This is a genomic window from Salinicola sp. RZ23, from assembly GCF_003206675.1.
In the GTDB taxonomy this organism is placed as follows: Bacteria; Pseudomonadota; Gammaproteobacteria; order Pseudomonadales; family Halomonadaceae; genus Salinicola; species Salinicola endophyticus.
Genome location: NZ_PZJK01000009.1, coordinates 220,612 through 237,769 on the forward strand (window position 1 = coordinate 220,612; position 17,158 = coordinate 237,769).

Sequence of the window (17,158 nt, forward strand, 5' to 3'; positions counted from 1 at the left end):
TGAAACACTGTGGGAACATCGATGAAGCATTTCGTGGTACGCCCGCGCTCGGCGGCGGGCTGGGGTCTGTTGCTGCTGTTCCTGGGCCTGATCATGATGGGCCTGTGGCCGGTGGTGGCCGGGGTCAATCGGGCGCGGCTGGCGTTCGGGCTGCCGTGGCTGGCGCTATGGGCCTATGCGATCGTGGCCGGCTGCTGGATCGCCATGCTGCTGGGCAACCGCTGGCTGGCGCGGAGGGCACGCGGGGATGACTAGCCTGTCGACGAGCAGTCTGGCCCCGCTGTGGATCACCCTGAGCTATGTCGCGGTGGCGCTGGTGATCGGCCTGGGCGCGCGCCGCGGTCGCGTCATGGACAGCCTGGAGGAGTGGGGCGTCGCCGGACGCAGCATGGGGACGGTGACCCTCTATCTGCTGATCGCCGCCGGCAGCATCAGCGCCTACACCTTCATGGGCGCGCCCGGTTGGGCCTACAGCAAGGGCGTCGCGGTCTTCTACGTGGTGATCTATCTCTCCTATCTGGCGCTGGTGGCCTGGTACTGCGGTCCGCGGGTGTGGGAGTTCGGCCGGCGCTTCGGCCACGTCACCCAGGGGGCGGCCATCGCCGACCGTTATCAGAGTCCGCTGCTGGGTGGCCTGGCGGCGCTGGTGATGTCGATCGGCTCGCTGGCCTATGCGGTGCTGCAGACCATGGGCTCGGCCTACATCCTGGCGGTGATGAGCGGCGGGCGCATTCCGGTCTGGGCAGGGGTGATTCTGATCCTGGCGGCGATGGCGCTCTATCTCTACGTCAGTGGGCAGCACGCCATCGGTCTGACCAACGCCTTTCAGGGTGTGCTGATGCTGGTGGTGGCGTGGAGCGTGGGGCTGTGGTCGGCCCATACCGCCAGCGGCGAGCTGGGCTTCGGCGCCATCTTCGCGCGTCTGCAGGCGGAGCGTCCCGACTTCCTGACCTTGCCGGGGGCGGGCGGTGACATGAGCTTCGCCTTCTGGACCACCTCGATCATCGTCTCGATGCTGTCGTTCATGCCGCCGGTATGGAGTCAGTGGATGAGCGCCCGCTCGGCCGACACCATCCGGCGCAGCGCGACCTGGCTGCCGACCTACTACATCGTGGTGCTGCCGATGGTGGTGGTGGGCTTCATCGGCATCCTCGCGCTGCCGCAGCTCGAACGCGCCGATACCGTGGCCTTGAGCTACGCCCTCGGCCACCTTCCGGTCTGGCTGGTGGGGCTGCTGGGGGCGGGCACCCTGGCCGCGGCGATGTCCTCATGCGAGCCGTTTCTGCACTCGGTGGCCATGGCCTATGCGCGCGATATCGCCCAGCCGCTGTGGCGGCTGGACGATATCGCCACGGCGCGACTGGCACGGCGGCTGCTGGTCCCGATCATGGCGCTGATCGTCGCCCCGGTGGCGATCAGTGAGCCGAGCAACCTGGTGATGATCCTGCTGGTGGGGCTCGGCTTCGCCACCCAGGTGCTGCCAGCCTTCATCGGCATGTTCGTGTGGACCCGGGCCTCCACCGCCGGGGTGATCGCCGGTATCGTCGCCGGTTTCTGCGTGACCCTCGCTTTCACCCTGATCTGGCGCAACCCCCTCGGCGTGCATGCCGGCTTCTGGGGGCTGCTGGTCAACCTGCCATTGTTCGTGGGCGTGTCGCTGCTCACCCGGCCGGTGCGCGATGACGTGGTCGAGCGCTTCTTCGCCATCAGCGCCCCGGGTCGCTCCCGCGCCTGACTGGCGCGGGTGGGGTCAGGCCGGATTGGCGGCGAGAATCTTCTTCAGGAAGCGCTGGGTGCGTTCATCGCGTGGCTGGCTGAAGAGTGTCGCCGGCGGTGCCTGTTCGATGATTCGGCCCTCGTCCATGAATACCACGCGGTCGGCGACGTCGCGGGCGAACTGCATCTCGTGGGTCACCACGATCATGGTCTGGTGCTCCGCCGCGAGCTGTTTCATCAGTCCCAGTACCTCCTCGACCCACTGCGGGTCGAGGGCGGAGGTCGGCTCGTCGAACAGGATCACCTCGGCGTTGGCCGCCATCGCTCGGCCGATACCGACACGCTGCTGCTGCCCCCCGGAGAGCGAGGCCGGATAGGCATCGGCCTTGTCGGCCAGGCCGATGCGCTCGAGGATCTTGCGCGCCCGGGCATGCGCCTCGCGCTTGGAGAGGCGGTCGACCACGATCATGCCTTCGGCGATGTTCTCCAGTGCGGTCTTGTTGGCGAACAGCGCATAGTTCTGGAACACGAAGGCGGTGCGCCGGCGCAGGGCGAGAATCTGCGCCTGGGTGGCGCGGGTGACATCGACCTGGAGATCGCCCACGGTGAGCTGGCCGGCATCGGGGCGCTCGAGGAAGTTGATGCAGCGCAGCAGGGTCGACTTGCCGGTACCGGAAGGGCCGACCACGACGATGATCTCCCCCCGCGAGAGCTGGAGGTCTATGGCGTCGAAGACCACCTGGTCGCCGAACTGCTTGCGCAAACCCTTGAGTTCGATCATCGCTGATAGGCCCGATTGAGTCGTTGTTCCAGCCATTTCTGTACCCACGACAGGGCTTCCACCACGACCCAGTAGATCACGGCGACGACCAGAAAGGCTTCGAAGTAGAGGAAGCTGCTGGCGGCTTCCTTCTGGGTCGCCCCCATCAGCTCGGTGACGCCCAGCGTGAAGGCGAGCGAGGTCGACTTGATCATGTCGATGAAGTAGTTCATCAGCGTCGGCGTGGCGACGCGGGTCGCCTGGGGCAGCACGATACGCCGCATCAACTGGCCCTGGGTCATGCCTACCGAGAGCGCGGCCTCGGTCTGACTACGGTCGATCCCGACGATGGCGGCGCGGATCGACTCCGCCATGTAGGCCGAGAAGTGCAGGGTCAGGCCGAGAATGGTGGCGGTGATGCCGTTGATCGAGACCAGGAAGGTGAGCACCTGGGGCAGACCGTAATAGAACAGAAACAACTGCACCAGCAGCGGCGTGCCGCGGAAGAACGAGATGAACAGCATGGCGAAGGCGTTGAACCCGGGCAACTCGGTCACCCGGATTACCGCCAGCAGCGAGGCCAGGACCAGGGCGCACAGCATGCCCGCGGCGGCCATGCCCAGGGTCAACGGTAGATAGCTCAGAAGGATGGGCACCAGGCCCAGCATATAGTCGACATTGAGTGCATGCATGGAGGTCACTACGCCGCGCAGCGCGGCCGTGGATAACAGAAAGGCCCATGAAGCCGGCAAGCGTCATGGGCCGTGTCGCCCCGGCGCAGCCCTGCGTGTAGGACGCAGGGCACGACTCGAGGGCGGCGTGGGATCAGAATATCAGGGTTGGGTGATATCGGTACCGAACCACTTCTCGGAGATCGCTTTCAGCTTGCCGCTGTCGCGCAGCTTGGCCAGTGCGGCGTTGACGCGATCGCGCAGGGCAGCGCCGGCCTCGTCGTCACGGAACGGGTAGGCGTTCTGGATCTGCGAGAAGGGCTGACCGGCGAGCTCGAGCGGCAACGGCTTGTCCTTGATCACCTGGGTCGCGCTGACACGATCCATGACGAAGGCGTCGGCACGGCCGAGGGCGACGTCCTGCTCGATGTTGGAGTCGTAGGTCTTGATGTCGATCTGGTCGGCGTAGGGCAGCTCCTCGAGCAGTGCCTCGTAGTTGGAGCCGAGGTTGACCGCAACGGTCTTGCCCTTCAGATCTTCGACACCGTGGATGGCGTCGTTGCCCTTGCGCACCACGACCTGGGCGCCGTCATAGACGTAGGGCGTGCTGAACAGGTACTTCTTCTCGCGCTCGGGAGTGATGGTGATCTGGTTGGCGATGGTGTCGATACGCCCGGAGTCGAGCATCCCGGCAAGCCCGGAGAAGCTGGCGGTGACGAAATCGATGTCGTCGCCGGTCTCTTCGCCGATGGCGTTCATCAGGTCGACTTCGAAGCCCTTGAGCACGTCATGGTCGACGAAGGTGAACGGATAGTAGCCGCCGGACATACCGACGCGCAGGGTGTCGGCATGCGCCATGCCGCTCAGTGAGGCCAGTCCCAGGCTCAGCGCCAGGGCGCCGCCGCGGAGCATGCGGCCAGCCAGAGAGTATGAGTATCGAGCCATGCGGGGAATCTCCTCGTCGATAGGGCCGGCGCGGGATATGGCCGCGCTGCCGTGAGTGGACGTAGCATAGCGCAAAATTTTTTCCCGGAATAAGAGAAAAATTTTATATGCCATTTTGTTTGGGGCTATGGCCTCGTCGCCGTCGCTGGGCTCGCCGATGAGCCCTAGAGGTTGGAATATTTTGTACGAGCCTTTGTTGTTTGTAATGTATTGATCTAACATCGGCTCGATTCTCTTCGTGAAGGCTGCCGCAGGGACGTGACCAATGGACTTGCGCGATGCGCTGGTTAGCGGCATGGCCAGGGAACGGGCCGATAGGCTCAGGTACCGTTGAGAGTCGAGAGCGAGTCGCGTTCTGGGCGCTATCGGCGTTGCTCTCGCAGCCCCGGCAGACGGGCTGGAGCGTATCCTGCTTTCGGGGAGTCGATGTCCTTCCATCGTCTCCTTTCCTGTTTATTCTGCACCTGCCATCGGCCTGCCGGTGGTGCCTGGCATCGGTCATGTTGGGCGGGTGCTTGACCTAGAGAAAGGTTTTGTATAACTTTGCATTCGTTGGTCGATTCACCGGCTTCAAGGATGAAGTCTAGGGACGATAGGTGAATCTTGGCTACGATCATGGAAGATCGTATGGCTACATGACACCAGGAAAGTGATCTTGTGGCTTGATTGCACAGCACCGCACGCCGGCAGGGGTCAGGATGACCCTCCTCAGGACAGGAAGTCCCCGGCGCAGGCGGACCTATAAAGGCGGGCCTCCGGGCTCGCCTTTCGTATTTTTGGCGCGACCCCTCTTCTTCCTGCGTACTTCTCGCCCCTGTCTCTTTGATTGACTGGGCCGCTGCATGTCTTGTCGAGAGGCCCGCGGGCGTCTACCCCGCGACAGCGCTCTGGCAATACCGCTGGGTTCGCGTGAGGCTGTTCGACGGTCACGACGCAGGTCCATCCGTTGCCACGGCACGCCAGCGCCTCACCTTGCCCCCGGAGAGGTAAGGTGAGGGCAGGCGTGGCTTGCACGACCTCGCGGGGCGGGCAAAAGGCGCAATTTGCGCTATGCTGTTGGAACACCCCCGCCGAAGGCGCGGCGTGTCTGTCAACCAAAGAGACAAGGGACTTGCCATGAAAAAAGGTATTGCAGTCGTAACCGCCACCGCTCTCATGCTGCTCGGCGGCGCAGGTATGGTGTATGCCGACAGCGCCGCGATGAAGCAAGCTGAGCAGGCCAATCAGGAGCCGCTCAGCAAGGGTGACGGCGTGACTGAGTCGCAGCAGGACATGATGAGCGGCGAAAGCGAGCAAAAAGGCATGGATGAGAGCGGTCACAGCGCGTCGACCGACGACTCCATCGATGCCATGCAAGAAGAGACCGACGGCAAGACCGATATCAAGGATGCCGAAGATCTCGACTCGATCAACGCTCAGGGTCAGAGCGACGCTGCAGCAGCGGCGCAGAAGTCCCAGTGACAGGCGAGCAGCGTCTCCCAAAAGCGCCCTACGGGGCGCTTTTTTGTGGCCTGACGCCGCCACGCCAAGAGTGTTTGGATACATACGGATACAATTACTTTGCCACTTCTTCACCTGTATCAAATTATCTGATCCCTGAGGGGTCCACAGTGTGCGTGTTGTCAGGGAGGCGACGTCAGGAAGCGAGGCCGCAGGATGCGGCCGGCACAGGGAGGTTTGGCAGGACGCCATGGCATTCGGCAGGAAGCCGTCACCGATTAGGGGGTTCGTACGCGGACCCTCTATTTTTGTGTCGCCAATGATGCCATCTCTGCGCTGCCTCCCCCGTTCTTGTGCTGCCCATGGCTAGCCGCGCTCGGCACCGGGCTCCGCATGGCGCCGTGTAGCGAATTGACTTTGGTGCGCTCGTCCGTAAAATGAGCGCGCTCTTCATCCGGCGGATGTGGTGGAATTGGTAGACACGCTAGATTTAGGTTCTAGTGCCGCAAGGCGTGGGAGTTCGAGTCTCCCCATCCGCACCAGCTTGATTCACAAGGCTTTTCGGCCTTCGATGCCCTCCTCGGTTGAGTGATCTGATTTTCCGAGTGACCCGATTGTGGCGCACTCTCCATGTGGTCCACTGCTTCGCGGGCTCTGAAACGCTCATCCGTCTACCGTGGTTCCCAGGAAGAGGCCGGTGCGCGATCTATCTACCCCAACCTCCTCCCCGGCGCGTTAAGCTAAGACTCGTAGGCGACACGATGTAGCCGTATCACCACGTTCTCGATGAACGATTTGCAGCGGGTCGCATAGTGCGGATGGATCTGTCGTATATGCCCTTCAGGGTCGCGGTCGCCTTCGTAGGTGATCTGATTGCGTCGCTGTATCAGCACGTTCAATTTCTGCTTGATATCGGCGGGGGTGCAGGCGGGCCCCGGCCAGATGGCGGCGATCGACTCGATGATATCGGCGTGCCCCAGCAGGCGATAGGCGGCGATCAACTCATCCGGTGACTTGAACGAGAGCGACGTGCGGCCGCTGGGCTGGGAGGGGTCGACCCAGTGTCGCGTGCCGTGGCGCCTGTCGCTGGTGAGTTGGTGGGGCATGCACAGGCGGGGACACATGGGATGGGTCGGCTGCTCGAGCACGTTCTTCATCGGCACGTAGAGCGACACGCAGGCGCGGTAATCACCCAGCTTGTCGGTGACGACTTCGTTGACGTAGGCGTCCATGGCCGCCAGCGAGAAGGCCACCGCCGAGCGCGGTAACCAGAGCAGGTCACTGTGTGCCTCGTCCAGGCGTCCGCGAGGCAGAATGCCGCGCGCGCTGCACAGCTCTCTGTACATGTTCACAAGCTTGTCGACGGCCGACATCCGGCTCTGAAAACGCTCGTAGAGTGACATGTTCTTCGTATAGCCCCCAGGAATGATGGACGGTGATATGGGATCGGTGATCCGCAATGATCCCGCCATTGTCGCTTTCTGATGGGCGTGCAATCGGCGCGATCCTCCTTTGCGTTGTGATGATTATCAATGAATTTTTCTTTGCTGATCAAAGCTAATATTTACTTTAGATAATTCTTAATTATTTGGGTTTTATTCTGCCTTTGGCAATCGTCGCGGTTATATTTTTTTTGGTTTTTTGGTGCGTATACCCTGACATTTGAACTGTAAAAAACCCATTTTTTAAGCGGTTATGGGTTTTTCATCTTGCCTGGTAAAGAAAATCATGGGTGAGGGGTGGTCGGGTTTTTGGGGTGTGATTTTTGGGTATTTTTTAATTAGACTTATTTTATATGGTGGTTGTGTAGATATGCTTTTATCAGGGCAATGTCGCGCTAGAAGCGGTGCCTTGTCCTCTGCACGCAAAAGGAAGAGTCTTTCGGCGTCTGATCGAAGTTCCTATCTCGAAGGGCAGTCAATGATGGCGCCAGGGTGTCAGTGAAGTTGGGCGACTGCGGGGTAGAGCGAGGATGTTCGAGCCCATGCTGGGCTGGGGAGTCAGGCCACCGGCAATCTGCGCCTGACGAGGTTGTACGGGGCGGGGTCGCAGGTGCGCCGGCTACGCCTCGAGGCACGATGAGACCGCTCAGGCCGTCGCCCACGACGGGAAAGCCTCGCTACAGATGAATGCGCTTTTCTGCCTTGATCTCATCGCCCTGTGGCCATCTTGCGCAGGGGATGCCAAAGCGATTCTCCGCTTCGGAGCGCAACAGGTCGATGCGTCGAATCAGCGCGCGACGATTGCTGCAGATACCTATGGGAAGGGTGCGCACGAAGGCGCCACGATCATGATTCACCCTGACGCTGACATGGGGCGGTGCCTCTTTGAAAGAGGTGCGCACGCGGTACGGCTTCAATCCGGCTTCCAGCAGCTGCGCGGCTTCCTGTCTGGTCAGTGTCATCGCGAACGCCTCCTGGAGTCAGGTGCGGGGACAAGGGCGAAGGGAGGGCGCCCTTGTCCCCGCGGCCGTGACAAGTCCCACTCGCCGGGATGTCGGCGGATCGACCTCAGTGTAGCCGAGGTTGGCAAGGGCGGAACGACGGCGCTCAAGCCGCCGTGCTGACCGCCGATCTCTTGGGAGGGAAAGCGTCAGCGTACCGGAGTGTCGAACGCCAGGAGAGGGCAGGGAAGAGGGAAGAGAGAGGAGTAAGACAGAGAGGCAAGAGATGAGTCAGAGAAGCATGTTCAGGCGTCACACGCTGTGCCGGGCGATCGCTGCCGGCAATCTGCGCTGGCTGCTCGAGCGCGGGTTACGCCGAGCGTTGCCCGGTTACTGTGCATTCTGCTATGGCCGCCTCTCGGGTGATCTCCCCTGGTGCGATGATTGCGACGCTGAACTGCCCCGGAATGGCGTGGCTTGTCGTCGCTGCGCCGAGCCCATGGCGACGCTGGGCGGTGGAGACGTCTGCGGGCGCTGCCTGAGGCGCCCGCCGGCATTCGATGCGGCCTGGGTGCCGCTGCGCTACGAAGAGCCGTTGGTGAGACTGGTGCAGCGCTTCAAGTTCTCCGCCGATCCACGCGCCGGAACGCTGCTGGTGGAGCTGCTGATTCACGCTTTGGGTGATACCGCGCCGTGTGGCGAACGACTGATCGGCGTTCCCGGCTCCTGGGCACGCACCCGCGAGCGGGGTTTCGATCCGGTCGCCTGGTTGGGGGACGCGCTTGCCGAGCGCTGGCAACTACCGCGGCTGGCGGCGCTACGCCAGCGTGACTCGTCGAGCCAGCGCGGGCTCGACCGCGCCGCGCGCCGGCGCAACGTCAAGGACGCCTTCGGGATCGAGGGGCCGCTGCCCGAGTCGGTGCTGCTGCTGGATGACGTCATGACCACCGGCGCCACACTGGACGCGCTGGCCCTGGCCTGCCGCCGTGCCGGTGCCCGCCACATCGGGGTGGTGGCGCTGGCACGTACGCCGCCGGACCGAATCTGATAGCATGCGCCGCCATAGCCTTCGTCTGTCGAGGTAAGCCATGAGTGCCGCATCGCCGCATCCGTTCGAGACCCTGACCCCCCAGCGTGTGGTCGAGGCGGTCGAATCCCAGGGCTTTTGGTTGCCGGGCGAGCCGTTTGCGCTCAACAGCTACGAGAATCGGGTCTATGCCTTGAGCGACGACGAGCGCCAGCGCTGGGTCGCCAAGTTCTACCGCCCCGAGCGCTTGAGCACGGCGCAGATTCTCGAAGAGCACGCCTTTCTGGGCGAGCTCGCCGCCGCCGAGGTCGCGATCGGGGCGCCATGGCAGAACGCCCAGGGGGAGACGCTGTTCGAGGCGGAGGGCTTCCGCTTTGCGCTGTTCGCCCATGTGCCGGGGCAGGCGCCGGAGCTCGACAACCCCGCCCATCTTTTCGCCCTGGGCCAGTTGATCGGGCAGGTGCATGCCATCGGCCGGCGTCACGCTTTCCAGCATCGGCCGGTCTTCGAGCCGCTGCGGCTGGTCGAGGAGAGCCGTGAGCGCGTGCTCGCCGCACCCTGGATGAGCGCGCGACAGCAGAGTGCCTACACCCGCGTGACCGACGCCCTGCTGACGCTGCTCGCCGAGCATGCCTGGCCGCACCAGGCCCTGCAGCGCGTTCACGGTGACTGCCATCTGGGCAACATGCTCGGCCGCGACGACCACTTTGCCCTGGTCGACTTCGATGACTGTGCCATGGCGCCGGCGGTGCAGGATCTGTGGATGCTGCTCACCGCGCAGTCGCCGGAGGAGTGGCAGATGCAGCTCTCCGAGGTGATCGAGGGCTACGAGGAGTCGCTCGACTTCGATCGGCGCCAGCTCGAGTGGATCGAAGCGCTGCGCACGCTGCGCCTGGTACGCCATAGCGCCTGGCTGGCCAACCGCTGGCAGGATCCGGCGTTCCCGCGTGCTTTCCCCTACGTGGCCGACAGTGGCTACTGGGATCAGCACATCCGCACCCTGGAGCAGCAGCGGGTAGCGCTGGACTCGCCACGCTGGCTGGCCTGAGGGCGGCGGGCGCGGACATGGCCGGCGCGCGCTGGCGATAGAGCGCAGAGGCGAGTTTCGCTAGAATCCCCTTTCATCATGCGTCGGCTTTCGTGGCCTGCGTCTTCCTCTTCCCATCAGCGCGGCGCCCGTGTGCGGTAGTTGGCGCCAGCGCCCGCAAGCGACAGGATCAAGGCAGCATCATGACAGAGCAATTGGCAGGCCATTTTCGCGGTATTCTCGAGCACCTGGGGGAGGACCCCCAGCGCGAGGGGCTGCGCAACACGCCGCAGCGGGCCGCCAAAGCGATGCAGTTTCTGACCCAGGGTTACCATCAGTCTCTGGAAGAACTGGTCAACGGCGCCGTGTTCGCCTCCGACACCGACGAAATGGTGCTGGTCAAGGACATCGAGATGTACTCGATGTGCGAGCACCACGTATTGCCGTTCATCGGCAAGTGCCATATCGCCTACCTGCCCCAGGGCCGGGTGCTGGGGCTGTCCAAGTTCGCGCGCATCGTCGACATGTATGCGCGGCGACTGCAGATCCAGGAGAACCTCACCCGCGAGATCGCCGAAGCGGTGATGCAGGTGACCGGTGCCCGCGGCGTCGGCGTGGTGGTCGAGGCCCAGCACATGTGCATGATGATGCGCGGGGTCGAGAAGCAGAACTCGTGCATGAAGACTTCGGTGATGCTCGGCAGCTTCCGCAAGAACCAGACCACGCGTCAGGAGTTCCTGATGCTGGTCAACGGCCGCTGACCCAGGAGCGCGACGCATGGATGGCCAGCTGCACGCCTTCGATGACGACACCCAGCGCGGCGAGATCGTGGCCGAGGATGGCCAGCGCTACACTTTCGAGTTCGGTCAGTGGCGCGGACGCGGCCTGCCCGCGGCGGGCCTGGCGGTGCGCTTCGATGTGGTCGACGGGCGCGCGGTGCGCGTGTTCAATCGGCCCGAAGCGCAAAAGCCCGCGCGGAGTACCCGTGATGCCAGCGGCAAGGTGCAGCGCAAGCAGCTATCGCACTGGGCGCTGGCGGCTTTCGTGGTGGCGTGTGCCGGCGTCGGTGCCGGACGCTATGCACCGGTGGTCGAGGTGGTCGCGCTGATTCTCGCCTGGCTGGGGCTGCGCCACGTCCACCGCGCGCCGCAGCGCTTCAACGGCCAGGCGGTGGCGGCGCTCGCCCTGGTGATCGCGGTCGGCGTGACGCTCTGGTCCCAGGGGGTCGTATGAGCGCCTGATGCGGTTTTGGTGCATCGGCGTCTTGAGCCGCAGCCCCCTAAGACCGATTGTCACTGGCGCCAACGCACCGAAAGCGCCATCCTTTTCCCCGACACGTTGCCCGTTTCAGACGCGCCGCCCCGAGTAGCGGCGGCGCCCCGGCAACCACCGTCGGCTGCGCGGGTTCGGCGCGGCCGGCGGCAGGCACATCAAGGAAGGAGTGACTCATGCAATCCGTCAAAGAGAGCGCGCTGTTCAGGCCCTACGCCTATATCGACGGCCACTGGGTGGCCGCCGACAGCGGTGAACAGATCGACGTCGACAACCCCGCCAATGGCGAGATTCTGGGGCGTATGCCACGGCTCGGCCGCGCCGAGACCGAGCGCGCGATCGAGGCCGCCGAAGCGGCGCTGCCGGGCTGGCGCCAGCACACGGCGCTGGAGCGCGCCGACATCCTGATGAAGTGGTACGAGCTGATGCTCGAGCACAAGGACGAGCTGGCCGCGATCATGACCGCCGAGCAGGGCAAGCCGGTCAAGGAAGCGGCAGGGGAGATCGTCTATGCCGCGAGCTTCATGCGCTGGTTCGCCGAAGAGGCGCGGCGCATTTACGGCGATACCATTCCGGCAGCCAGCAGCCAGCAGCGTATCGTGGTGACCAAGCAGCCGGTGGGGGTGGTCGGGGCGATCACGCCGTGGAACTTCCCCTCCTCGATGATCACGCGCAAGGCCGCAGCGGCGCTCGCCGCCGGCTGCACCATCGTGATCAAGCCGGCCAGTCAGACGCCGTTCTCCGCCACCGCGCTGGCAGCGCTGGCCGAGCAGGCAGGGGTGCCGCGGGGTGTCTTCAACGTGGTGCCGGGCAAGGCCAGCGAGATCGCCAAGGCGATGACCGAGTCGCCGGTGGTGCGCAAGGTCACCTTCACCGGCTCCACCGAGGTCGGCAGTTCGCTGATGGCGGGTGCCGCCCAGCACATCCAGAAGATCTCGCTGGAGCTCGGCGGCAACGCCCCCTTCCTGGTGTTCGAGGATGCCGATCTGGACGCCGCGGTCGAAGGCGCCATCGCCTCCAAGTTCCGCAATGCCGGACAGACCTGCGTCTGTACCAACCGCTTCCTGGTCCAGTCGAGCGTGATCAACGCCTTCAGCGAGAAGCTCGCGGCGGCGATGAACAGCGAACTGAAGGTCGGCGACGGTTTCCAGGATGGCGTCAATATCGGGCCGCTGATCGATGAGGATGCGGTGGCCAAGGTGAGCGAGCACGTCAAGGATGCCACCGACAAGGGGGCCCAGCTGCTGCTCGGTGGCCACGAACACTCCCTTGGCGGGCGCTTCTTCTCGCCCACCCTGATCAGCCACGCCACCCCGGAGATGAAGGTGGCGAGCGAGGAGACATTCGGCCCGCTGGCGGCGGTGTTCCCGTTCGAGACCGAGGAGGAGGCCGTGCGGCTGGCCAACGACACCCAGTTCGGTCTGGCCTCGTACTTCTACTCGCGGGATCTGGGGCGCGTCTGGCGGGTGGCGGAAGCGCTCGAGTACGGCATGGTCGGCATCAACACCGGGCTGATCTCCAACGCCAGCGCGCCCTTCGGCGGCGTCAAGGCGTCCGGGCTGGGGCGCGAGGGCTCCAAGTACGGCCTCGACGAGTATCTCGAGGTCAAGTATCTGTGCATCGACCTAGGCCAGGCTTGAGGCCCTGGGGCGGCGGCTGAGTTACCACCCCTGCCGCCCCGCATCGAAAAAGCCCACGACAGAGACTGTCGTGGGCTTTTTTTGCGCTACCTGGGGGCGCGGCGGCGCTCAGTGGCGGAAGTGGCGCATTCCCGTGAACACCATCGCGATGTCGGCTTCGTTGGCGGCGGCGATCACTTCGTCGTCACGCATCGAACCGCCGGGCTGGATGACCGCGGTGATACCGGCAGCGGCGGCGTTGTCGAGGCCGTCGCGGAAGGGGAAGAAGGCATCGGAAGCCATCACCGAGCCGGCCACCTGAAGGCCGGCGTGCTCGGCCTTGATGCCGGCGATGCGGGCCGAGTTGATGCGGCTCATCTGGCCGGCGCCGACCCCCACGGTCTGACGGTCGCGGGCGTAGACGATGGCGTTGGACTTGACGAACTTGGCCACCTTCCAGGCGAACACCAGATCATGCAGTTCGCGCTCGCTGGGCGCGCGGCGGGTCACCACCTTGAGCTCGTCGGCGGTGATCATGCCGGTGTCCCGGCTCTGCACCAGCAGACCGCCGTTGACGCGCTTGTAATCCCAGCCCTCGCCGCTGCGTGCCGGCAGCTCGCCGCACGCCAGCAGGCGCACGTTGGCCTTGCTGGCGACCGCTTCACGCGCCGCGGCGGAGATCGTCGGGGCGATGATCACCTCGACGAACTGGCGCGCGACGATCGCCGCGGCGGTCTCGCCGTCCAGCTCGCGGTTGAAGGCGATGATGCCGCCGAAGGCCGACTCGCTGTCGGTGGCGAAGGCCAATTCGTAGGCTTTGAGAATACCGCCCTCGGCCTCGGGCACCACCGACACGCCGCACGGGTTGGCGTGCTTGACGATCACGCAGGCGGGCTTGGTGAACGATTTCACGCACTCCAGCGCGGCGTCGGTGTCGGCGACGTTGTTGAACGACAGCGCCTTGCCCTGGAGCTGGTTGGCGGTGGCGATGCTGGCCTCCGGCTCGACCTGGCCCCGTTCAACATAGAAGGCCGCCTTCTGGTGCGGGTTCTCGCCGTAGCGCATGCCCTGCTTCTTGCTGAACTGCAGTGACAGCGTGCGCGGGAAGTCGGGCTCACCGCTGCCCACCCGCTGGCCGAAGTAGTTGGCGATGGCGGCGTCGTAGGCGGCGGTATGCTCGAATGCCTTGATCGCCAGATCGAAGCGGGTCGCCTGGCTCACTGCCCCGTCATGACTGGCCATGTCCTTGAGCACCCGGCCGTAGTCGTCGGCATCCACCACGATGGTGGTGTGGACATGGTTCTTGGCGCAGGCGCGGACCATGGTCGGGCCGCCGATGTCGATGTTCTCGACCGCGTCGGCGAGGCTGCAGTCGGGGTTGGCGACGGTGCGCTCGAATGGGTAGAGATTGACCACCACCAGGTCGATCGGCGCGATGTCGTGCTCGGCCATCACCGCATCGTCCTCGCCGCGACGGCCGAGGATGCCGCCGTGGATCTTGGGATGCAGCGTCTTGACGCGACCGTCCATGATCTCGGGGAAACCGGTGTGTGCGGAGACCTCGGTCACCGCGACATCGTTCTCCTGGAGCAGGCGGTAGGTGCCGCCGGTGGACAGCAGCTCGACGCCACGGCCGACGAGCTCTCGAGCGAAGTCGACGATACCGGTCTTGTCGGAGACGCTGAGCAGGGCGCGGCTGACGGGGCGGGAGGAGGATGCGGAGTTTTGAGACATGCCAATCCACTCTTGTCGGTCGATCGAACGCGCGCTGGAGGAGTTGAGAGTCCGAGCGGCGGGCGTTCGGTGGTGCCCCGCATGGGCGAGGCGAGGGGGAGAATCAGATCAGGTCGTACTGCTTGAGCTTCTTGCGCAGGGTGCCTCGATTGAGGCCCAGCAGCTCGGCAGCGCGGGTCTGGTTGCCTTCGACATGGCGCATCACGACGTCGAGCAGCGGCGCCTCCACCTCGGCCAGCACCATGGTGTAGAGATGCGACACCGATTCGCCCTCGAGATGGGTGAAGTAGCGCTCCATCACCTGCTCGACGCACTCACGCAGGGTGACTTGAGAGCTCTGCTCGGCCATATGAAGGGATTCGACCTCCAGCGGCGAATTGCCGTCGAGGTCCAGAGGCTGCCGACTGTTCATGCTGCGTGAATTCCGTTGTCGATCGCGGTGTCGCCACGAAAGAGTTCATGAAGAAAAGCGAACTGCTCCGCGCTCTGCTCGAGCCGGTTGAAACGCGCGCGGTGCTCACGCCGGGGGTCGCGGGAAGCGAGGTACCAGCCGATATGCTTGCGCGCCACGCGCACCCCGAGATAGTCGCCGTAGTGGGCGTGCAGTGCCGTCAGATGTCGGCGCATGGTGTCCTCGATCTCCTCGAGGCTGGGCGCCGGGTGCTCGCGGCCGGTGCGCAGGTAGTGCTCGATCTCGCGAAACAGCCACGGGTTACCCTGGGCGCCACGGCCGATCATCACCGCATCGGCGCCGGTATGGGCGAGCACCTCGGCGGCCCGTTGCGGCGTGGTGATATCGCCGTTGGCGAACACCGGGATCGATACCTGCTGCTTGATCGCGGCAATGGTGTCGTACTCGGCGCTGCCGCTGTAACGCTGCTCGCGGGTCCGCCCGTGGACTGCCAGGGCGGCGATGCCGGCGTTCTCGGCGAGGCGCGCGACGCGTAGCGCATTCCGGGTCTGCTCGCACCAGCCGGTGCGGATCTTGAGGGTCACCGGAATCTCGACCGCGGCGACCACCGCGGTGAGAATGTCGTCGACCAGGCGCTCGTCACGCAGCAGGGCCGAACCGGCGGCCTTGTTGCACACCTTCTTCGCCGGGCAACCCATGTTGATATCGATGATCTCGGCCCCGGCGGCGGCGTTCATGCGCGCGGCCTCGGCCAGCATCTGCGGATCGCCACCGGCGATCTGGACCGAACGCGTGCCGGGTTCGCCACGGTGGATCAGGCGTTGACGCGACTTGCGGGTGTGCCAGAGCCGGCTGTCCGAGGTCACCATCTCCGACACCACCAGGCCCGCGCCGAGCTCGCGACAGAGCTGGCGGAAGGGGCGATCGGTGACGCCGGCCATGGGCGCCAGGATGACCCGGTTGGGCAGTGTGTGGCAGCCGATGCGGGGCAACTCACGCTCGGGCTGCGCGGACACGGCTTCACGCATCGTTACAGAGGCTCGGGGAAAACGGGAAGCTATGATACCGGGCGCCCCGGCTTTGTTGAAGCGCTGTTTGGCCGCACCCCCGGGGAGAAACGGCTTGCAAACGCCCCGGACAGGGGCAGCCACGCGGGCGGCGGTGCCTGGGCACCGCCGCTGCGGCTCAGGCGGAGGGGCGCTCGCCGCTCAGCAGCACCCAGCCCTCTTTCTCCTGCGGTGGCGCCATGCGCAGGCCCTGGTCGCGGTAGGCGTCGAGCACGCTCTCTGCCTGGGCGGCAAGGATGCCGGAGAGCGCCAGGCGCCCGCCGGGCGCGACGCGGCCAGCGATCTCGGCGGCGAGCTCGATCAGCGGGCCGGCGAGGATATTGGCTACGACGACCTCGAAACGGCCCTGGCCGAGACGCTCCGGATACTCCAGCAGCAGGCGGCTGTCATCGAGCTGATTGCGCTCGGCGTTGTCGCGGCTGGCCTGCAGCGCCTGGGGGTCGATATCCACGCCGACCGCGGTATCCGCCCCCAGCTTGAGGGCGGCGATGGCGAGAATGCCCGAGCCGCAGCCGTAATCGAGCACCTGCACGGCGTTTAAGGGCTGGGCGTCGAGCCAGCCGAGACACAGCGCGGTGGTGGGGTGGGTCCCGGTGCCGAAGGCGAGGCCCGGGTCGAGCAGCAGATTGACCGCCTGGGGGTCGGGGGCGGCGTGCCAGCTGGGCACGATCCACAGCCGCTCGCCCATGCGCAGCGGCTCGAAGCCGTCCATCCACTCACGCTCCCAGTCACGGTCGGCGAGCAGTTCGTACTCGATCTGTGGCGCGGGGTCTTCCGGCGCCTGTTCAGCCCAGGCCCGCTGGACCCGCTCGATCATCGTCTCGACCCCCTCGAGATCGTCGTAGAGGCCGGTCAGGACCGTCTCCTGCCACAGCGGTGTGGTGCCGCTGTCGGGCTCGAAGACCGGGTCGTCGTGGGCATCCTGCAGGGTGATCGCGCTGGCGCCCTCGGCCAGCAGCAGCTCCTCGAGCCACTCGGCCTGTTCGGGGGCGATATGGGCCTTGAGTTGTAGCCACGCCATGGCGGCACTCCTTGGTCTCGTCGGTGGGGGCGAACGCAGACGGGGCGGTCATCTCGAGGGCTGT

Annotated in this window: 17 protein-coding genes and 1 tRNA gene; 9 read left to right on the forward strand and 9 right to left on the reverse strand. The window is 65.0% G+C overall.

The genetic code is table 11. The features are described 5' to 3' along the window. Positions 1-21: 21 nt before the first annotated feature. A complete protein-coding gene (locus DOM67_RS10275; protein WP_110675539.1) occupies positions 22-255 on the forward strand; it encodes a hypothetical protein in 234 nt (77 codons plus the stop codon). Further along, on the forward strand, positions 248-1,735 hold the full coding sequence (locus DOM67_RS10280) for a sodium:solute symporter family protein (RefSeq protein WP_110675540.1): 1,488 nt from the start codon (positions 248-250) through the stop codon (positions 1,733-1,735). The genes DOM67_RS10275 and DOM67_RS10280 overlap by 8 nt, the downstream gene beginning before the upstream one ends. 15 nt (positions 1,736-1,750) lie before the next feature. Here the strand turns inward: DOM67_RS10280 and DOM67_RS10285 are convergent, their stop codons facing one another. From DOM67_RS10285 to DOM67_RS10295, 3 genes are all read right to left on the reverse strand, one after another. Then, positions 1,751-2,497, reverse strand: coding sequence for an amino acid ABC transporter ATP-binding protein (locus DOM67_RS10285; RefSeq protein WP_110675541.1), 747 nt, complete (start codon positions 2,495-2,497; stop codon positions 1,751-1,753). Next, positions 2,494-3,168: an amino acid ABC transporter permease gene (locus tag DOM67_RS10290; RefSeq protein ID WP_110675542.1), complete on the reverse strand. Its 675-nt coding sequence runs from the start codon at positions 3,166-3,168 to the stop codon at positions 2,494-2,496. Before DOM67_RS10290 ends, DOM67_RS10285 begins: the two co-directional genes overlap by 4 nt. Positions 3,169-3,309: 141 nt before the next feature. Then, a complete protein-coding gene (locus DOM67_RS10295; protein ID WP_232825204.1) occupies positions 3,310-4,092 on the reverse strand; it encodes an amino acid ABC transporter substrate-binding protein in 783 nt (260 codons plus the stop codon). A gap of 1,116 nt (positions 4,093-5,208) precedes the next feature. Between DOM67_RS10295 and DOM67_RS10300 the strand changes: the two genes are divergently transcribed. Together DOM67_RS10300 and DOM67_RS10305 are read left to right on the forward strand one after the other, a co-directional pair. Then, positions 5,209-5,553: a hypothetical protein gene (locus tag DOM67_RS10300; protein WP_157958839.1), complete on the forward strand. Its 345-nt coding sequence runs from the start codon at positions 5,209-5,211 to the stop codon at positions 5,551-5,553. A gap of 436 nt (positions 5,554-5,989) precedes the next feature. Next, a tRNA-Leu gene (locus tag DOM67_RS10305) sits at positions 5,990-6,074 on the forward strand. A gap of 198 nt (positions 6,075-6,272) precedes the next feature. On the opposite strand, the gene DOM67_RS10310 is transcribed toward DOM67_RS10305, so the two are convergent. Together DOM67_RS10310 and DOM67_RS10315 are read right to left on the reverse strand one after the other, a co-directional pair. Continuing rightward, the gene (locus DOM67_RS10310; protein ID WP_188115175.1) at positions 6,273-6,884 is read right to left on the reverse strand and encodes a hypothetical protein; all 612 of its coding nucleotides are present in this window, start codon (positions 6,882-6,884) and stop codon (positions 6,273-6,275) included. A gap of 767 nt (positions 6,885-7,651) precedes the next feature. Beyond that, positions 7,652-7,936, reverse strand: a complete 285-nt coding sequence (locus DOM67_RS10315; protein ID WP_110675546.1) for a hypothetical protein — start codon at positions 7,934-7,936, stop codon at positions 7,652-7,654. A gap of 280 nt (positions 7,937-8,216) precedes the next feature. Between DOM67_RS10315 and DOM67_RS10320 the strand changes: the two genes are divergently transcribed. The 5 genes from DOM67_RS10320 (at position 8,217) to DOM67_RS10340 (ending at position 12,881) form a co-directional block, all read left to right on the forward strand. Next, positions 8,217-8,963, forward strand: a complete 747-nt coding sequence (locus DOM67_RS10320; protein WP_198651780.1) for a ComF family protein — start codon at positions 8,217-8,219, stop codon at positions 8,961-8,963. 40 nt (positions 8,964-9,003) lie between these two features. After that, positions 9,004-9,990 (forward strand): serine/threonine protein kinase, encoded by a 987-nt coding sequence (locus tag DOM67_RS10325; protein ID WP_110675547.1) that lies wholly within the window; start codon positions 9,004-9,006, stop codon positions 9,988-9,990. A gap of 182 nt (positions 9,991-10,172) precedes the next feature. After that, complete coding sequence (gene folE / locus DOM67_RS10330) at positions 10,173-10,730, forward strand: GTP cyclohydrolase I FolE (protein ID WP_106418160.1); 558 nt, start codon at positions 10,173-10,175, stop codon at positions 10,728-10,730. Positions 10,731-10,746: 16 nt separating this feature from the next. Then, entirely contained in the window at positions 10,747-11,202 is a 456-nt protein-coding gene (locus DOM67_RS19810; protein ID WP_157958841.1) for a hypothetical protein, read from the forward strand. Positions 11,203-11,417: 215 nt separating this feature from the next. Beyond that, positions 11,418-12,881, forward strand: a complete 1,464-nt coding sequence (locus tag DOM67_RS10340) for an NAD-dependent succinate-semialdehyde dehydrogenase (protein WP_110675549.1) — start codon at positions 11,418-11,420, stop codon at positions 12,879-12,881. A 108-nt stretch (positions 12,882-12,989) separates the two neighbouring features. On the opposite strand, the gene purH is transcribed toward DOM67_RS10340, so the two are convergent. The 4 genes from purH to prmA all read right to left on the reverse strand — a co-directional run bounded on the left by purH (position 12,990) and on the right by prmA (position 17,094). Next, positions 12,990-14,594 (reverse strand): bifunctional phosphoribosylaminoimidazolecarboxamide formyltransferase/IMP cyclohydrolase, encoded by a 1,605-nt coding sequence (gene purH, locus DOM67_RS10345; RefSeq protein ID WP_110675550.1) that lies wholly within the window; start codon positions 14,592-14,594, stop codon positions 12,990-12,992. A gap of 103 nt (positions 14,595-14,697) precedes the next feature. Further along, on the reverse strand, positions 14,698-15,006 hold the full coding sequence (gene fis / locus DOM67_RS10350; RefSeq protein WP_110675551.1) for a DNA-binding transcriptional regulator Fis: 309 nt from the start codon (positions 15,004-15,006) through the stop codon (positions 14,698-14,700). Continuing rightward, positions 15,003-16,034 (reverse strand): tRNA dihydrouridine synthase DusB, encoded by a 1,032-nt coding sequence (dusB, locus tag DOM67_RS10355; RefSeq protein ID WP_110675552.1) that lies wholly within the window; start codon positions 16,032-16,034, stop codon positions 15,003-15,005. The genes fis and dusB overlap by 4 nt, the downstream gene beginning before the upstream one ends. Positions 16,035-16,191: 157 nt before the next feature. Next, positions 16,192-17,094, reverse strand: a complete 903-nt coding sequence (prmA, locus tag DOM67_RS10360; RefSeq protein WP_110675553.1) for a 50S ribosomal protein L11 methyltransferase — start codon at positions 17,092-17,094, stop codon at positions 16,192-16,194. Between the last annotated feature and the right edge of the window lie 64 nt (positions 17,095-17,158).